This window comes from Massilia niabensis, from assembly GCF_042655085.1.
GTDB classification, from domain to species: Bacteria; Pseudomonadota; Gammaproteobacteria; order Burkholderiales; family Burkholderiaceae_D; genus Telluria; species Telluria niabensis.
Window position 1 is genome coordinate 398973 of record NZ_JBHSMU010000003.1, and the last position, 15438, is coordinate 414410.

Annotated in this window: 11 protein-coding genes; 4 read left to right on the forward strand and 7 right to left on the reverse strand. The window is 64.2% G+C overall.

Annotated features, from left to right (window positions below; genetic code table 11):
• Window positions 1-4 precede the first annotated feature (4 nt).
• Together ACFPN5_RS01930 and ACFPN5_RS01935 are read left to right on the forward strand one after the other, a co-directional pair.
• Window positions 5-874, forward strand: a complete 870-nt coding sequence (locus ACFPN5_RS01930; protein WP_379779536.1) for a sulfurtransferase — start codon at window positions 5-7, stop codon at window positions 872-874.
• Between the two features lie 53 nt (window positions 875-927).
• Window positions 928-1296: a Fur family transcriptional regulator gene (locus tag ACFPN5_RS01935; RefSeq protein ID WP_379779538.1), complete on the forward strand. Its 369-nt coding sequence runs from the start codon at window positions 928-930 to the stop codon at window positions 1294-1296.
• Here ACFPN5_RS01935 and ACFPN5_RS01940 read toward each other — a convergent pair.
• The 6 genes from ACFPN5_RS01940 to ACFPN5_RS01965 form a co-directional block, all read right to left on the reverse strand.
• Window positions 1293-1685: a MerC domain-containing protein gene (locus ACFPN5_RS01940; RefSeq protein ID WP_379779540.1), complete on the reverse strand. Its 393-nt coding sequence runs from the start codon at window positions 1683-1685 to the stop codon at window positions 1293-1295. The two genes, ACFPN5_RS01935 and ACFPN5_RS01940, sit on opposite strands and share 4 nt — an antisense overlap.
• Window positions 1685-3766, reverse strand: coding sequence for a TonB-dependent receptor domain-containing protein (locus ACFPN5_RS01945; protein WP_379779542.1), 2082 nt, complete (start codon window positions 3764-3766; stop codon window positions 1685-1687). The genes ACFPN5_RS01940 and ACFPN5_RS01945 overlap by 1 nt, the downstream gene beginning before the upstream one ends.
• A 238-nt stretch (window positions 3767-4004) precedes the next feature.
• Window positions 4005-4589, reverse strand: a complete 585-nt coding sequence (locus ACFPN5_RS01950; RefSeq protein ID WP_379779544.1) for a putative glycolipid-binding domain-containing protein — start codon at window positions 4587-4589, stop codon at window positions 4005-4007.
• Between the two features lie 270 nt (window positions 4590-4859).
• Entirely contained in the window at window positions 4860-5546 is a 687-nt protein-coding gene (locus ACFPN5_RS01955) for a ZIP family metal transporter (protein WP_379779546.1), read from the reverse strand.
• A gap of 163 nt (window positions 5547-5709) precedes the next feature.
• Window positions 5710-6594, reverse strand: a complete 885-nt coding sequence (locus tag ACFPN5_RS01960) for a dienelactone hydrolase family protein (RefSeq protein ID WP_379779548.1) — start codon at window positions 6592-6594, stop codon at window positions 5710-5712.
• A 149-nt stretch (window positions 6595-6743) separates the two neighbouring features.
• Window positions 6744-7967 carry a DUF4382 domain-containing protein gene (locus tag ACFPN5_RS01965; RefSeq protein ID WP_379779550.1) on the reverse strand — a complete coding sequence of 408 codons (1224 nt, stop codon included), beginning with the start codon at window positions 7965-7967 and terminating at the stop codon, window positions 6744-6746.
• Window positions 7968-8339: 372 nt separating this feature from the next.
• On the opposite strand from ACFPN5_RS01965, the gene ACFPN5_RS01970 reads away from it, so the two are divergent.
• On the forward strand, window positions 8340-11807 hold the full coding sequence (locus ACFPN5_RS01970; RefSeq protein WP_379779552.1) for a bifunctional diguanylate cyclase/phosphodiesterase: 3468 nt from the start codon (window positions 8340-8342) through the stop codon (window positions 11805-11807).
• 52 nt (window positions 11808-11859) lie between these two features.
• Here ACFPN5_RS01970 and polA read toward each other — a convergent pair whose 3' ends face one another.
• Entirely contained in the window at window positions 11860-14613 is a 2754-nt protein-coding gene (gene polA, locus ACFPN5_RS01975) for a DNA polymerase I (protein ID WP_379779554.1), read from the reverse strand.
• A 178-nt stretch (window positions 14614-14791) separates the two neighbouring features.
• Between polA and ACFPN5_RS01980 the strand changes: the two genes are divergently transcribed.
• Window positions 14792-15355 carry a DUF2782 domain-containing protein gene (locus ACFPN5_RS01980; RefSeq protein ID WP_379779556.1) on the forward strand — a complete coding sequence of 188 codons (564 nt, stop codon included), beginning with the start codon at window positions 14792-14794 and terminating at the stop codon, window positions 15353-15355.
• Window positions 15356-15438: the final 83 nt, after the last annotated feature.

Sequence of the window (15438 nt, forward strand, 5' to 3'; positions counted from 1 at the left end):
CGCCATGTACACGACCCTGATCTCGGCCAGCGAGCTGGCAACGCACATCGACGACCCAAACTGGGTCGTCGTCGACTGCCGGCATGACCTCGTCAACCTCGCCTTCGGACGCGACGCCTACGCCGCCGGCCACCTGCCGGACGCCGTGTTCGCGGACATGGAAACCGAGCTCTCGGGCGCGAAGCGCGGCGAGGACGGGATCTTCCGCGGGCGCCATCCGCTGCCGGAAAAGGAAGCGCTGGTCGCCACCTTGCGCGGCTGGGGCGTGAACGACGGCACCCAGGTCGTGGCCTACGATGCGCATGGCGGCATGTACGCCGCGCGCCTGTGGTGGCTGCTGCGCTGGATCGGGCACGAGGCGTCGGCGGTGCTCGATGGCGGCTTGCCGGCCTGGCAGGCGCTCGGACAGCCGGTGGTGACCGACATTGTGACGAAACCGCGCGGCACCATCCAAGCACGTGCGCCTTTTGTCCCGACGGTGACCGTGGCCGAGGTGCTGGAGAACATCGAGAGCGCAAAGCGCACCGTGGTCGACGCACGCGCGGCCGACCGCTTCCGCGGCGAGAACGAGACCATCGACCCGGTGGGCGGCCATATCCCGGGCGCGAAGAACCGCTTCTTCAAGGACAACCTGCAGGCTGACGGACGCTTCAAGGCGCCGGCGCAGCTGCGCGAGGAATTCGAGGGCGTGATTGGCGCGCCGTCGGACGCGATCATGCAGTGCGGCTCGGGGGTGACGGCGTGCCATAACCTGCTGGCGCTGGAAGTGGCCGGGATGCCTGGGGCGGCGCTGTATCCGGGGTCGTGGAGCGAGTGGAGCAGCGATCCGGCGCGGCCGGTGGCGACCGGTGCAATGAAACAGGCAGAAGGTTAACAATGAAGAACCCGTCAGCGGCAGGCGCACTGCGCGCGCACAAGTAGGCAGACATGGAAAGAAATACCCGACAGCGCAAGGCCATCCAGCAGTGCATCGCCGATGCGGGGCGTCCCCTGGCCCCCCAGGAGATCCTGGAGCATGCCCAGGGCGCCGTTCCCGGCATCGGCATGGCGACGATCTACCGCAACATCAAGTCGATGCTCGAAGCGGGCGAGATCACCACCGTGTCGCTCCCGGGCGGCGGCGACCGCTACGAACTGGCCGGCCACCACCACCATCATCATTTCCACTGCCGCTCCTGCGATAAAGTCTACGAAGTGCATGCCTGCCCGGGCGACATGCAAAAGCTCGCACCGGAAGGCTTTGTGCTCGAATCGCATGAGCTGACCCTGTACGGCTTGTGCAGCCAGTGCCGCTAGGCTCCCTTGGCGGCGCAACGCCGGCAGAAGCGATGGTTGCGCACATGCGCGGTGATCAACAGCACGCTGCTGGCTGCCGCTACCACGGTCTCGGCCAGCTCGCCAAAGCGCGGGCCGACGGCGAAAACCGCTAGCAGGAACGCTGCCAGCCCTGCGATCCCCAACAGCAGCGCCGCCGGGTCGCGGTGCGCGAGATAGCCCGGCACCAGCGCCAGCAAGACCGGGAGGGTAACTGCGGCGAGCAGGGCGTCATGCAGCCCATGATGGTCGCTGCCGAGGCCGAGTAGCGGAAACGCTGCTACCAGGAGCGGCATCGCAAGACAATGGGCCAGGCAGAGTGCCGACGCTGCCATGCCGGCATAGTCGGCGAAGGTGGTCAGGTGCTTCATCAGAACGTGAAGCGCACGCCCGCCGTCAGGTTGCGGCCTGTGAGCGGCGCCGCGCGCTTGATGAACGACGTATGGCTGAAGGCCAGTTCGTCGGTCAGGTTGTTCAGGCGCGCGTACAGCTGTGCCGGCACGCCCCCAATGCGCGTCGTGTAGTGCGTCCCGATGTTGAGCATATTGTAGCCGGCAGTCGGCGTCTCAAACGCGGCCACGTCGTCCTGGGTGCCCACCCGGTACAGCTCGACCATGCCGTGCCACGACTGCCAGTGCGCGTTCAGGCGTGTGCCGATGCGGTGCGGCGCCATGCGCGGGATGTTGCGGCTGCCTTCGCCATCGTCGAAGCGGGCGCGCACATAGTCACCGAACAGCGTCGCTTCCAGGTTGCGCGAGAGCTTGTGGCGCACTTCCCCTTCCAGCCCCATGAACGTTGCGTCGCGCTGAGCATACTCGACCAGCTGGAAGCCTTCGTGGTTGTCCAGCGTGTTGGCGTAGACGTAGTTGTCCATGCGGTTGTGGAAGGCGCTCAGCGAGAAGGTCGTCGCGCCGGCGAACTTGCGCAGGGTAAGGTCAACGTTATTCGAGGTTTCCTTGCCCAGGTTCGGGTTGCCGATCTCCCAGGTGCTGGTGGCCAGGTGCACGCCGTCCGCGTACAGTTCTTCCGCGGTCGGCAGGCGGTGGGTCCGCGCGGCCGAGGCGCGCAGCGAGTACTCGGGCCCGAACTTCCAGACCGCGCCAAGGGCGACCGACGTTCCGCGGGCGCTCGTGTCCTGCTGACCGCCTTCTACGGCAATGTCCTGCCACTCGTGGCGGGCGCCCGCTTCAAAGCGCCAGTCGCCCAGCTTGTACTCTTCCGTCACGAACAGCGCATGGCGCTTCGTGATCGATGGCGGTACATAGGCTTCCTCGCCGGCAGCGGCGAAATCGCGGCGCGTGGTCTGGGCACCGACGACGCCGCGCCAGCCCGCTACGGGAGCGTGTTCCAGCTCGACGCGCGCGTCATGCGCCTTGTTGGTGAAGCGGGTGGCAAGCTCGCCTTCCTCGATTTCGTCGTGACGGTAGTCGGTGAACGATGCACGCACGCGGGCCTTGGTGATGCCGACCACCGGGTTGCGGTACTCGCCGCGCACATCCCAGCGATCGCTGTCGAGCTTGACGAACGGCACTTCCTCAGCCCCATGGCCGTGCTCGTGATCATGCCCCTCACCCTCCTCTTCGTGGCCGTGGCCGCCGCAATGGAGGTGGTCGCCATGCGGGTGGCAGCTGCCGAACTCGTGATTGTGGCCAGGAATGCCGTATTCAGCGCGCTCCTTTGTATAAGCTGCTCCCAGGTAGCCACGCTCCCCCACCCAGGACAGGCCGACGCTGCCGGTCTCGGACTTCCGGTAACTGCCCGCGACGCGGCTGCCCTCTTTCCAGTCGCTGCCGACGCGGTAGGCATCGGCGTCGCGCTTGACGCCTTCGGCGTGGATGGCGAAGTTGCCTGCGCCACCGGTCACCTCGAAGGCACCGGTCTTTTCGCGGGCAGCCGAGTTGCCGCGCAGCTCGGCACTGCCTTCGACGGCCTTGTCCGGCGTCCGGGTCGGGATCTTGCGGTCGATGATGTTCACCACGCCGCCGACGGCACCGCCGCCATAGGCCAGCGCGGACGGGCCGCGCAGCACTTCGATGCGCTCGGCCAGCACCGGCTCGAACGCCACCGCATGGTCGGGGCTGATGGTCGAGGCATCCTGCACCTCGGCGCCGTCGGACAGGATCTTGACGCGCGGGCCGTCCATGCCGCGGATGACCGGGCGGCTGGCGCCGGCCCCGAAATGGCTCGACGTGATGCCGGGCTGGTTGTTCAGGGTTTCGCCCAGCGTCGATTCGCGTGCGCGCACCAGCTCGCCGCCGGAGAGCGAGGTCACCGGGGTGATCATGTCGTCGCCCACCAGGCCCAGCACGCTGGCCGAGATCACCACCGTCGGGATGCTGTCCGGGTCCGCGTGCGCGCGGCCGCTGTCCGTTTGGGCATGGGCGAGCGGGGCGCCGAAAGCGCACAGGAGCGCCAGTGCGAGCGGTGTCGGTTTGCAGGTCAGGACAGGCATGTTTAACTTCCTTTTCGATGAAATGGAGCGCGTCGGCCGGGCGAAGGCATGCGCCCGGATCTTCTATCGGTAATGATAAGTCATTCTCATTAAATGTTCAAGAACCCGTTTCTTCGTTACCGCGGTCGCAACAACGCTCACCAGCGACCGATCCGGAAATGGCAACCGTGCGAATGAGGGGGGGACGGTTTGCACCTGCACTGCCCGGGAAGGCTGGCTTCGCGCAGCGCCGGAGGACTTAGCCTGGTGGAGCGAGAGGTTCGGCGCGCCGGAACAGCCCCGGATAATGGAGCACGAACCCGTCGTCGTCGACCGTCAGGTCGGCCTGAAAGCCGGTGTCGACGCTCTCGAAGCGGTACAGGTTCCTGGCGCAGCGGGTATAGGCCTGCCTCGCCGTTTCCACGGTCACCCCGGGAATCGATACATAGGCAACCGCGATTTCCTGCCGCTCCCCCAACGCATCACCGAGGCGGCGGATCGGCAGCGTATTCGTGAAACAGCTTGCGCTGAGGTCGATGTCGATGCAGCCGGCCAACGCATCGAGCGGTGTGCCGTCGGCCTTGCGCCAATGGCCTTCGCCATCGGCGAAGAGTTCAAGCCGTCCGCCGCCCGCCACGCCAATGGTGGCGTGCCGGACGCGCCAGGCCGCATCACAGGAGAGGACATAGCTGGCACCGAACCCGGCTTCAAACCCGGTTTCAAGCCCAGCGTCGCCGCCGCCGCCGATTACCAGCCCTTGCGCGGTGATCGACTGGCCGTGCCGGCTGATGGTCAGGTGTTCCAGCCCGATACCGGATTCGGGTATCCAACGATAGGTATGCATGACAGTGCCCTTTCGCCGACGGGGCCGGGCATGCGTGACATCAGGCAGCCCTGGCGTGAAGGATGACGGTGATGTGACAATGATACCGCGCGCGTAGCCGCGCTCCTGCGCGTGGGCGGCGCTCGCGGCAAGGGTGGTGGCGATGAAGGCGGCAGCGAAGACGATCTGGTCTGGATTCCCGTTCTGGTTGGATCGCGGCGCCGGCGAGGTGCCACGAGCACAACCATTATCGGGACGCGCCTTGGTGCGCGCATGTGCCGAAAATCAGGGTCAGTGCCCCGCCGTCAAAAACAGCACGACCGCCACGCCCAGCCCGATCAGCAGCACCTGCGGAATCGACTCCTTTACCGTCGCCCTCCTCTGCATCTGCGGCATCAGGTCGCTCACCGCGATATAGATGAAGCCCGAGGACGCAAACACCAGCACATACGGAATCAGGCCGCTGGCCTGGTCGAGCGTGTAATACCCGAGCAGGCCGCCGGCCACCGACAGCAGGCTGCACAGCAGGTTGAACACATACGCGCGCAGGCGCGAAAAGCCAGCATTGAGCAGCACGATGAAGTCGCCGATCTCGGTCGGGATCTCGTGGGCGACGATGGCCAGCGCGGTGACGATCCCCAGCTCCGGGTTGGCCAGGAAGGCCGCCGCGATCAGGATGCCGTCGACGAAGTTGTGCATGCCGTCGCCGATCAGGATCATCCAGCCCGACTTGCCCGCCTCGCGCGCATCGTGGCCGTGGGCGTGGTGGTGCCCGTCGCCTTCGTGGTGGTGCGAGTGGCGCAGCAGCGCCGCCTTCTCCAGCAGGAAAAAGGTCAGCAGGCCCGCCAGCAGCGTGGCGAACAGTTTATGGGCGTCGGCGCCCGATTCGAAGGCTTCCGGCAGCGCATGCAGCAGCGTGGTCGACAGCATGATGCCGACCGACAGGCTCACCAGCCGCTCCACCATTTTGGAGAGCATCGTGAACGAAAACAGGGCCGCGGCCGAGATGCTGACGATGCCGGCGATCAGGGTCGCCAGCAGGATGGAGAAGAGAATGGGGTCGATGTGAAGCCTCTTGTTCTTGTCGGGCAGTGCGTGGCAAGCCGGGCATTGTACAGGTCCCGGCCGCCACGGGTGTTACTCAAGCAACGCCGTGGCTGTGGAACCAGTCAATCGCACGCTTCCAGCCATCCCTGGCGTCAGCTTCATTGAAGCTCGGGCGGTAATCGGCATGGAAGGCGTGCCCCGAATTCGGGTAGACCACGAACTCGGACTTGCTGTTGCCCTTGGCCAGCGCGGCCTTCATGCGCTCGACCGATTCGAGCGGGATGCCGGTGTCCTTGGCGCCGTACAGGCCCAGCACGGGCACCTTCAGGTTCTGGGCGATGTCGACCGGGTGCTTCGGCGAATTGGCGCTGGCCTCGCCGACCAGGCGGCCGTACCAGGCGACGCCGGCCTTGACCTTCGGGTTGTGGCTTGAGTACAGCCAGGTGACGCGCCCGCCCCAGCAGAAACCAGTGATGCCGAGTTTATCCGTGTCGCCACCGCGCTGTCTGGCCCAGGTGACGACGGTGTCGAGGTCCGACATGACCTGTGCATCCGGGGTCTGGGAGACGATGTTCTTCATCAGGTCGGCGATGTTGGCGGCCTTGGTGGCGTCCCCGGCGCGCACGAACAGGTCGGGCGCGACGGCCATGTAGCCCTGCTTGGCGAAGCGGCGCGCCACGTCCTTGATGTGTTCGTGCACGCCAAAGATCTCGGAAATGACGAGGATGACCGGCGGGTTCTTCTTGCCCTCGGGCTGGGCGCGGTAGACCGGCACGTCCTGGCCGTTGATGACGATGATGTGGTCGGCGCTTGACAAGCCCGCGGTGTCGGTCTTGACCAGGGTCTGCGCCTCGACCGGCAGGGCCGCGGCCGCAAAGCCGGCTCCCAGTGCCGCCGTCAGGAAGACGCGGCGGTCGACGCCGTCCTGGAACTTGCTGGCGGCGGTGAGGCTGTCGCCGTCTTGTACGAGATCCTTCATGTGCATCCCTCCGGTCGTTGGTTGTCAGATGGCTATCTTAACAGCGACTCGGCGGCTTGCGCATTCGCAGCACATGCATAAGGGACTTCACTGCTGACCAGCACTACCGGCAGCACTGCGGGCGCCGGTCAGCAGGAGAATGCGAACGCTTACGGCGTCAGCGTGAAGTTCACCCCAAGCGCGTTCGCGGTGGCGATGCTGACCGCGTCCACGCCCTTGGCGGTGTAACCGGCGGCCGACGCTTCGACGCGGTAGGTGCCGCCCGTGACGTTGGCGGCCGGCGCAAAGGCGAGCGGCAGCGTCGCGCTGTAGGTGGCGTACTGGGGCGCGGCGACCGGCAGGTTGGCGATCGTGTAGGCACCGCTCGCCAGGTCCGCGCCCTGGTACCTGATCGTCACTGCCTGGCCGGCGGCGAAGCTCTGCTTGGCCGCCACATAGGCTGCCTCGGTGGTGCTCGGCGGCGTCATCGTGACCATGCCGGCAATCGAGCCCATGGTGCTCGGGGCCAGCATCAGCGGTGCAGCGGCGGTGCTCAGGGCGGTGTTGCTGCTGGTGGTGGCAACCGGGACCGCGCCGACCACTGCGGCGCCACTGTCGTTGGCGGTGATGACGACGTCGTAATTGCCCGGCGCCAGGCGCGACAGCAGGAACTCGCCCGTGGTGGCGTTCGGGGTGGTGGCGCTGACGATCGTGCCGTTCTGCTGCGCCGATACCGTCACGTTCTTGCCCAGCACGGCCGGGCTCACAAAGCCGGAAATGCCGTTGATCGCGCTCGGCAGCATTTTCACGACCGGCTTGAGCGCATAGGCGCCTTTGCCGCGGGTGACGACCGATTTGCAGGCATCGAAGTCGATCACGACGTCGGCGCGCTGGCCGGCCTCGACATTGAACGAACCGACCAGCTTGATGCCGCTCTGCACCGCGCTCGGGGTTTCCAGCGGCCGCTCGACCTTGGTGTCGCTCGGGACCACCGTGTTGGCAGTACCGTTCGCGTTCGCGTCGAGCACCAGGCGCAGCTGGTTGTACTGGCCTGCCTCGAGCGAGGTCTGGCCCAGGGTTTCCAGTACGCCGTTGGTCAGGTTGAGCAGGTTGACCTTTTTTGGGTTGCTAAGGGTGATGTCGGTCCAGCCGCCATCCGCTTCATCCGCGCTGGCGCTCTTGTTGACGCGGACTTTGGTGACGGTGACGTTGACCGCGTCGAAGCCGCAGGCCGGGGCGTCGGTCAGGCCCACGCTGAGGGTCCCCATCGTCGAAACGGGCGCCACCGGGGCTGCCGGTGCGGAGTCGCCCCCTCCCCCGCCACAGGCGCCCAGGGCCGCTGCGGTGAGCAAGCCGCCAAGAAGGAGAGAGGGACGATTCGGACTGGAGTGCATGGAATACCTTTCAAATAGTTCGCCGGACGGGCATTGAAGCGATCCTAACATTCCACATGGAAACTCTTTCGTGAAATGGCGCACCTTGAAACGTTTCATTACAACTGAAACATTTAACTGTTGCGGAGATACACTTGTACTCTATTTCAACCTCCGTTGCGAATAAGCAACTCACAGCAACGTTCCCGCTTCCCTTCCTCCCTCGCCGTGGAGTCTTTTTCGACGCATTCCTGAACTACAAGGTATATTTCTTTCTAGTAGGAATCTTCCTACAAAATGTTAAACAAGTAAAGTTTCCTGATAAACAATAAAAGACGGCGGACAGGTGGATCGCCTTTGTCTCAATCATCACGCGGCACTTGCTGTTCTAACATGACTACCTTATCGCCCATTCTTGAGTCTGTACTCCATGAGTTTCCCGGCATCGCCTACCGTTGCCTGAACGATCCATGCTGGACGGTGCAGTACATCAGCTCCGGCGTGACAGCCCTGACCGGCTACATGCCTGAAGTCTTCACTGGACACCAGCCCTTTACTTATTCAGACATTATTCTTGTTGACGATCGTGAACGGGTGCAACAGGAGATCAAGCACGCCCTGAACGCGGGGACTGGTTTCGTCCTGACTTACCGCATCGTGACCGCGCATGGCAAGATCAAGTTTGTAAACGAACACGGCAACGCCATCCGCGACGGCGATGGCCGTATCGTGGCGCTCCAGGGATTTGTGACGGATGTGACCGCCGCGCGGCAGATGCAGCAGGCTCTTAACGAGGTGACACAGCGTTTCAAATGGATCGCCCAGGCGACAAACGACAATACCTGGGATTGGAATCTGCAGACGAACGAAATATGGCACGGCGACGATGTCCGTGGAATGTTCGATTGCCCTTCCGATACGACCAGCCGGGAGAGCGATTGCTGGTCGACCCGTATCCACCCGGAAGACAGGGAGCGCGTGCTGGCCAGCATGAAAGCAGCCATCGGAAGCACCGCTGGCGACTGGTCGGCCGAATACCGGTTCCAGCGCAAGGATGGCAGCTATGCCGAGTTACTGAACCGCGCCGTCATTATCCGTGATCCGCACCATGCAGCCATTCGCATGGTCGGTGGCATTTCGGACCTCACGGAGCGCAAACAGTCCAGGCTCCACCTGGAGCGATTGGACCGGGCGCTTCGCATCCTCAACCAATGCAGCCAAAGGCTGGTGCGCGCTGACGATGAGCACGGCCTGTTGAAGGATATCTGTGAACTCGCCGTCGAGGTGGGCGGATACCAGGCCGCGTCAGTCAGCGTCGTCAGCGACGCGCGCTGGCCGCTGCAAGACGGTGCGAGCCATGGCGCCCATTTCCAGCGGCTGATCTACCCGGATATCCCTCTCGGCGCAGACGAGAGCGGCGACAGCCTTGCCGCTGCTGCAATGAGCAGCAACGAGCAGGTCGTCTGCAGCGATATCGCAAACGCTCCCCTGACGGCCGGCTTGCGGGAAGAACTGCTCGGACGTGGCTACCGAAGCGCCATCTGGCTGCCGATCACCCACGGCGGCCAGGGAATCGGGGTCATGACAATCTATTGCAGCGCCGTGGCACCATTCGACGCCGAGGAAATCCAGCTGCTTCGCACCCTTGCCGATAACATTGCTTTCGGCATCGTCAACATACGCTCCCGGGAAGACCGCAAGCGCATCGAGTTAGCTGCGGTAAAGATCGTCGCCGGCGTCTCGGCCAACACCGGCGAGGCGTTTTTCGAGCATCTCGCGCGCAACATGGCGCTGGCCGTGGGAGCCGATGGTGCCTTTGTCGCCCGCTTCCGGGATGACGCATTACAGTCGGTCCATACCATCACGGCTGTCCTGGACAACGCCGCCCTGCCGAACTTTGACTATGAGATTGCCGGGTCCCCCTGCGAAAAACTGGTCACATCGCCCGGCTGCGTCGTGCTCGACGATGTGGCTGGCTGTTTTCCTGCATCCGGGGCGGTCAGGATGGGCATGCGCGGCTACGCCGGCTGCCGCCTCGACAGCATGACAGGGCAGCCCCTGGGACTGCTGTTCGTGCTCTTCCGCGAGCCGGTAGCACAACCCGACTTCGTCACGCGGATTATCCAGATTTTTGCCGCCCGGGCAGGGGCTGAACTGGAGCGTCAATTATCCGATGCACGCATCCTCGAACAGGCGTCGCTGCTCGACAAGGCCAAGGACGCCATTGTTGTCCACGACGCATCGAACCGCGTCACTTACTGGAACAAGGGCGCGGAACGGCTGTATGGCCTGGCGGCCGACAAGGTGCTCGGTATCCCTGTGATCGAGGCCGTCTACGGGGATGCGGAGCGCTACCAGGCGATTTCCACGAGCCTGGCCGCGCACGGTGAATGGCAGGGCGAAATTATCCGTCGCCGCGAGGACGGCGGCGAGCTCGCGCTCGACATCAACTCGACCCTGGTACGCGATACCGCTGGGCAGCCGAGCTCGGTGCTGTCCATCATCACCGACGTTACCCGACGCAAGGCCGCCGAACACGAAGTTGCCAAGCTGGCGTTTTACGACCGCCTGACAGGTCTGCCGAACAGGCACTTCCTGGAGAAACAGCTGCAGGATTTCCTCGATGGCGGCGCTGCGACCGGTAACGAAGGCGCGCTGTTGTGGATCGGCCTGGACCGCCTCAAGAGCCTCAACGACACCCGCGGGCACGGCATCGGCGACCTGCTGCTGCAGCAAACGAGCGAACGGATCACGGCTTCGATTGGCGCCGGCGATGTCGCCGCCCGTTTCGGCGGCGACGAGTTCGTCGTTCTCATCAAGGGACTCGGTCACGCACCAGGCAAGGCAATCGCGGTGGCGAGGGCCTTGCTGCAGCGGCTGAACGAGCCCTTCGATCTCGACGGTTACACGCACGGCTGTTCGGCGAGTATCGGCCTGGCCTATTTTCGCAGTGACAAGGACGCGGCAACCGAGATATTCAAACGCGCCGACATCGCCATGTACGAAGCGAAAGCCGCCGGTCGGAATACCCTGCGGCTCTTCGATACCCGGATGCAGAAATGTGCGGAGTCGCGTGCCGAACTCGAGAGCGACCTGCGCCGGGCGCTCGAACGCGATGGGCTGCACCTCGCCTATCAGCCCCAGGTGTCGGAAGCCGGTCATGTGACCGGTGTCGAGGCCTTGCTGCGCTGGAATCATCCGACCCGCGGTCCAGTCTCGCCAGCCGAATTCATTCCAATTGCGGAAACGTCCGGCTTGATCATTCCTTGCGGGGAGTGGGTGCTGGACCAGGCATGCAGGCAACTGAGCCGTTGGGAAACCAATGCGCTGACCCGGTCGCTGAGCATCGCGGTCAATGTCAGCGCACACCAGCTACGGCACCCCGGATTTGTCCATCAGGTCAAGAATGTGTTGCACCACACAGGCGCCGATCCACGCAAGCTGAAACTGGAATTGACAGAAAGCTGCCTGGTGACGGATACCGACGCCACGGTCGAGAAAATGAAAGCGCTCAAGGCAATCGGGATCAGTTTTTCCCTGGACGATTTCGGCACCGGATTTTCATCGCTGTCGTATTTGAAACGCCTGCCGCTTGACCAGCTCAAGATCGACCGTTCCTTTGTTTCCGACGTGACCAAGGATGCGAATGCGGCGGTGATCACCCGCTCGATCATTGCACTCGGACAAAGCCTGAGCCTGGAAGTGATCGCCGAGGGGGTGGAAACCGAGTGCCAGCACCGCTTCCTTGCAATGCATGGGTGCGGCATTTACCAGGGCTATCTGTTCAGCCGGCCGGTCAGTGTCGAAGGCGTGGAAGAATATCTTCTGCACAGGTCGGAGCGAAGTGCAGCGCTTGCATAACACATCGCCATAACGATGACCGGACCAGCCACAGGCTGGTCCGGTCAGGCGCTTAGTGCGCTTCTTCCCAGTTGCTGCCCACACCCGTCTCGGCCACCAGCGGCACCTTCAGTTGGGCGACACCGGCCATCAGTTCCGGCAGCTTGCCCTTCACCAGTTCCAGTTCGGCTTCCGGCACTTCCAGCACCAGTTCATCGTGCACCTGCATCACCATGCGCGTGGCCAGCTTTTCCGATTCCAGCCAGCCCTGCACGGCGATCATCGCCAGCTTGATCAGGTCGGCGGCCGTGCCCTGCATCGGCGCGTTGATCGCCGCCCGTTCGGCGCCGGCGCGGCGCGGGCCGTTCGGCGAATTGATTTCGGGGAGCCACAGGCGGCGCCCGAACACGGTTTCGACATAGCCGCGGGCCTTGGCGGCGGCGCGGGTTTCGTCCATGTACTGCTTGACGCCCGAGAAGCGCGCGAAATAACGGTCGATGTAGCTGGCCGCCGCCGCGCGCTCGATGCCGAGGCGCGCCGCCAGGCCAAAGGCGCTCATGCCGTAAATCAGGCCGAAGTTGATCGCCTTGGCATAGCTGCGCTGCTGGTTTTCCACTTCGTCGAGCGCCACGCCGAACACCTCGGAAGCCGTCGCCCGGTGGATGTCCTCGCCCTCGGCAAACGCGCGCAGCATCGCTTCGTCGCCCGAAATATGGGCCATGATGCGCAGCTCGATCTGCGAATAGTCGGCCGACACAATCACATTACCCGGCGCCGCGATGAAGGCTTCGCGGATGCGCCGTCCTTCGCTGGTACGGACCGGGATGTTCTGCAGGTTCGGGTCGTTCGAGGCCAGGCGGCCGGTGATGGCGACGGCCTGCGCGTAATTCGTGTGCACCCGTCCCGTGTCCTTGTTGACCATGGTCGGCAGCTTGTCGGTATAGGTTGACTTCAGCTTGGCCAGGCCGCGGTGTTCGAGCAGCACTTTCGGCAGCGGGAAGTCCTCGGCCAGCTTTTGCAGCACTTCCTCGTCGGTCGACGGCGCGCCGGTGGCGGTCTTCTTGATCACCGGCAGGCCGAGCTTGACGAAGAAGATTTCGCCGATCTGCTTCGGCGAGCCGAGGTTGAACGGGCCGCCGGCCAGCTCATAGGCTTGCGCTTCGAGTTCCATCAGGCGGGCGCCGATTTCACGCGATTGCGCGCCCAGTTTTTCGGCGTCGATCAGCACCCCGTTGCGCTCGATCTTCTGCAGCACGATCTGGGTCGGCAGCTCGATCTTCTCGTAGATATAGGTCAGGCCCGCGTCCTCCAGGACGTGCGGCAGCATCGTCTGGTGCAGGCGCAGCGTGATGTCGGAATCCTCGGCCGCGTATTCGGTGGCGCGGTTCAGCTCCACCTGGTCGAAGCAGATCATGTTGGCGCCCTTGCCGCAGACGTCGACAAAGGGGATGGTCGTGTAGCCGAGGTGGCGCATCGCCATCGTGTCCATGTCGTGCGGCTTGTGGGACTCGAACACGTACGACTGCAGCAGCGTGTCGTGGACGATGCCCTGCAAGGTCACGCCATGGTTATTAAAGATGTGCATGTCGTACTTCAGGTTCTGGCCGAGCTTGGGCTTGGCCGGATTTTCCAGCCACGGGCGCATGCGTTCCAGCACCTCTTCGCGCGGGAGCTGCTCCGGCACGCCGGCGTAGCGGTGCGCCACCGGGATGTAGGCGCCCTTGCCCGCCTCGACCGACATCGAGATGCCGACCATCTGCGCCGTCATCGGGTCGAGAGAAGTGGTTTCGGTATCGACCGAGGTCAGTTCGGCGGCCTCGGCCAGCGCCAGCCATTTGTCGAGCTGCTCCCAGGTCGTGACCAGTTCGTACTCGCCCTTGATGATCGGCATGCCTGGCAGCGTATCCTGCGTGCCTTGGGTACCATGGGCGCCTTCCGGTGAATTCATGGGTGCGCCGCCGCCATTACCCTGCGACAGTTCGCGCAGCATGGTTTTAAAACCATAGCGTTGGAAGAAGTCGCGCAGCGCGTCCTTGTCTTCGGGGCGGCCGACCAGGGTTTCCTCGATCGACACCACGTGTTTCACGAGGTCGCAGTCGGTCTTCACGGTGATCAATTGACGGCCCTGGGGCAGCCACTCGAGCGCCGAGCGCAGGTTCTCGCCCACTGCCCCGCCGATGCTGTGCGCGTTCTCGATCACGCCGTCGAGCGAGCCGTGCAGCGACAGCCATTTCAGGGCCGTCTTCGGGCCGCACTTGTTCACGCCGGGTACGTTGTCGACCGTGTCGCCGATCAGGGTCAGGTAGTCGATGATGCGGTTCGGCGGCACGCCGAACTTCGCCAGCACGCCGGCTTCGTCGAGCTTTTCGTTGCTCATCGTATTGATCAGCATGACCTTGTCATTGACCAGCTGCGCCAGGTCCTTGTCGCCGGTGGAGACGATCGTGTTCATGCCCCGGGCGGCGGCCTGCACGGCCAGGGTGCCGATCACGTCATCCGCTTCCACGCCCTCGACCATCAGGATCGGCCAGCCCATGAGCCGCACTACTTCGTGGATCGGCTCGATCTGCTTGGCGAGGTCGGCCGGCATCGAAGCGCGCGTGGCCTTGTACTCGGCGTACATGTCGTCGCGGAAGGTTTTACCTTTCGCATCGAACACGCAGGCGATGTAGGCCGCCGGATAGTCGGCGCGCAGGCGGCGCAGCATGTTGACCATGCCGTGCATTGCCCCGGTCGGGTGGCCGTCGGGGCCGCGCAGGTCGGGCAGCGCGTGGAAGGCGCGGTAAAGGTAGCTGGAACCGTCAACGAGCAGCAGGGTATTTTGCATAGGAATGAGTGGTAGAGCCGGCGGCGAGCCAAAGTACAGGCATTATCGCAGAATCCGGAATGGTGAAAGCGCAACAACGGCGTTGCGGTACAGCTCGTATATATGGGCGATCGGTACACTTTTCACTGGGAGGGGTGTCTGTTTGTTACAATGGTCCAAACGATACAAGGTGACCATCATGCCGCGCACACTTCCCCGCCTGACCCTCTCGCTCGCCCTGCTTGCATGTGCCGGCAGTGCGGCCGCGCAAACGGCCTCGTCTACACAATCGCCTGCCCAACCGCCGGTCACGGAACCGATCGAGGCCGGCAGCGACGAGCCGGCTACCCGCATCGAACCGCGCCGCGGCACCCGGATCACTGAAAAGCGCAACAACGGCCAGGTCACCGAAATCGAAGTGCAAAGCGGCAAGAGCCGCTACATCATGCGCCCCAACCAGGCCGCCGGCAACGCGCAGGCGGGCGACGCCCAGAGCAGCGCCTTCCGCGCGCCGCAATGGCAGGTGATGGAATTCGATATGAACGCCAAGCGCAAGGCCGCTGCGGAGGCCGAAGCCGCCGCAGCCGCGGCCGCCGGGACGTTCCCGGCACGCGCCAGTGCGGCAGCTGCAGGTGCGGCAGCCAGGCCGGCCGCAGCGGCGCCGGCCACGGGCGCAAGCCCTGCCAAAGCACCGCCGGCAACGGTACCGATGCTGCGTCCGGCGGACGTGCCGCCACCGCCGCCGCTGCCGACGAGCCGCTGACACTTATAATCATGTAAAAATCGCTGCTGATCCGGGCGCAGCCGCCCTGATCAGTACTTCCGCCACTTCTCGCCGACCTACCT

Excerpts from the sequence above, each read along its gene's own strand:
- polA (WP_379779554.1), bottom strand. The coding sequence starts at position 14,613 with ATGCAAAATACCCTGCTGCTCGTTGACGGTTCCAGCTACCTTTACCGC.
- ACFPN5_RS01950 (WP_379779544.1), bottom strand. The coding sequence starts at position 4,589 with ATGCATACCTATCGTTGGATACCCGAATCCGGTATCGGGCTGGAACAC.
- ACFPN5_RS01965 (WP_379779550.1), bottom strand. The coding sequence starts at position 7,967 with ATGCACTCCAGTCCGAATCGTCCCTCTCTCCTTCTTGGCGGCTTGCTC.
- ACFPN5_RS01940 (WP_379779540.1), bottom strand. The coding sequence starts at position 1,685 with ATGAAGCACCTGACCACCTTCGCCGACTATGCCGGCATGGCAGCGTCG.
- ACFPN5_RS01970 (WP_379779552.1), top strand. The coding sequence starts at position 8,340 with ATGACTACCTTATCGCCCATTCTTGAGTCTGTACTCCATGAGTTTCCC.
- ACFPN5_RS01960 (WP_379779548.1), bottom strand. The coding sequence starts at position 6,594 with ATGAAGGATCTCGTACAAGACGGCGACAGCCTCACCGCCGCCAGCAAG.
- ACFPN5_RS01935 (WP_379779538.1), top strand. The coding sequence starts at position 928 with ATGGAAAGAAATACCCGACAGCGCAAGGCCATCCAGCAGTGCATCGCC.
- ACFPN5_RS01955 (WP_379779546.1), bottom strand. The coding sequence starts at position 5,546 with ATGCTCTCCAAAATGGTGGAGCGGCTGGTGAGCCTGTCGGTCGGCATC.
- ACFPN5_RS01930 (WP_379779536.1), top strand. The coding sequence starts at position 5 with ATGTACACGACCCTGATCTCGGCCAGCGAGCTGGCAACGCACATCGAC.
- ACFPN5_RS01945 (WP_379779542.1), bottom strand. The coding sequence starts at position 3,766 with ATGCCTGTCCTGACCTGCAAACCGACACCGCTCGCACTGGCGCTCCTG.
- ACFPN5_RS01980 (WP_379779556.1), top strand. The coding sequence starts at position 14,792 with ATGCCGCGCACACTTCCCCGCCTGACCCTCTCGCTCGCCCTGCTTGCA.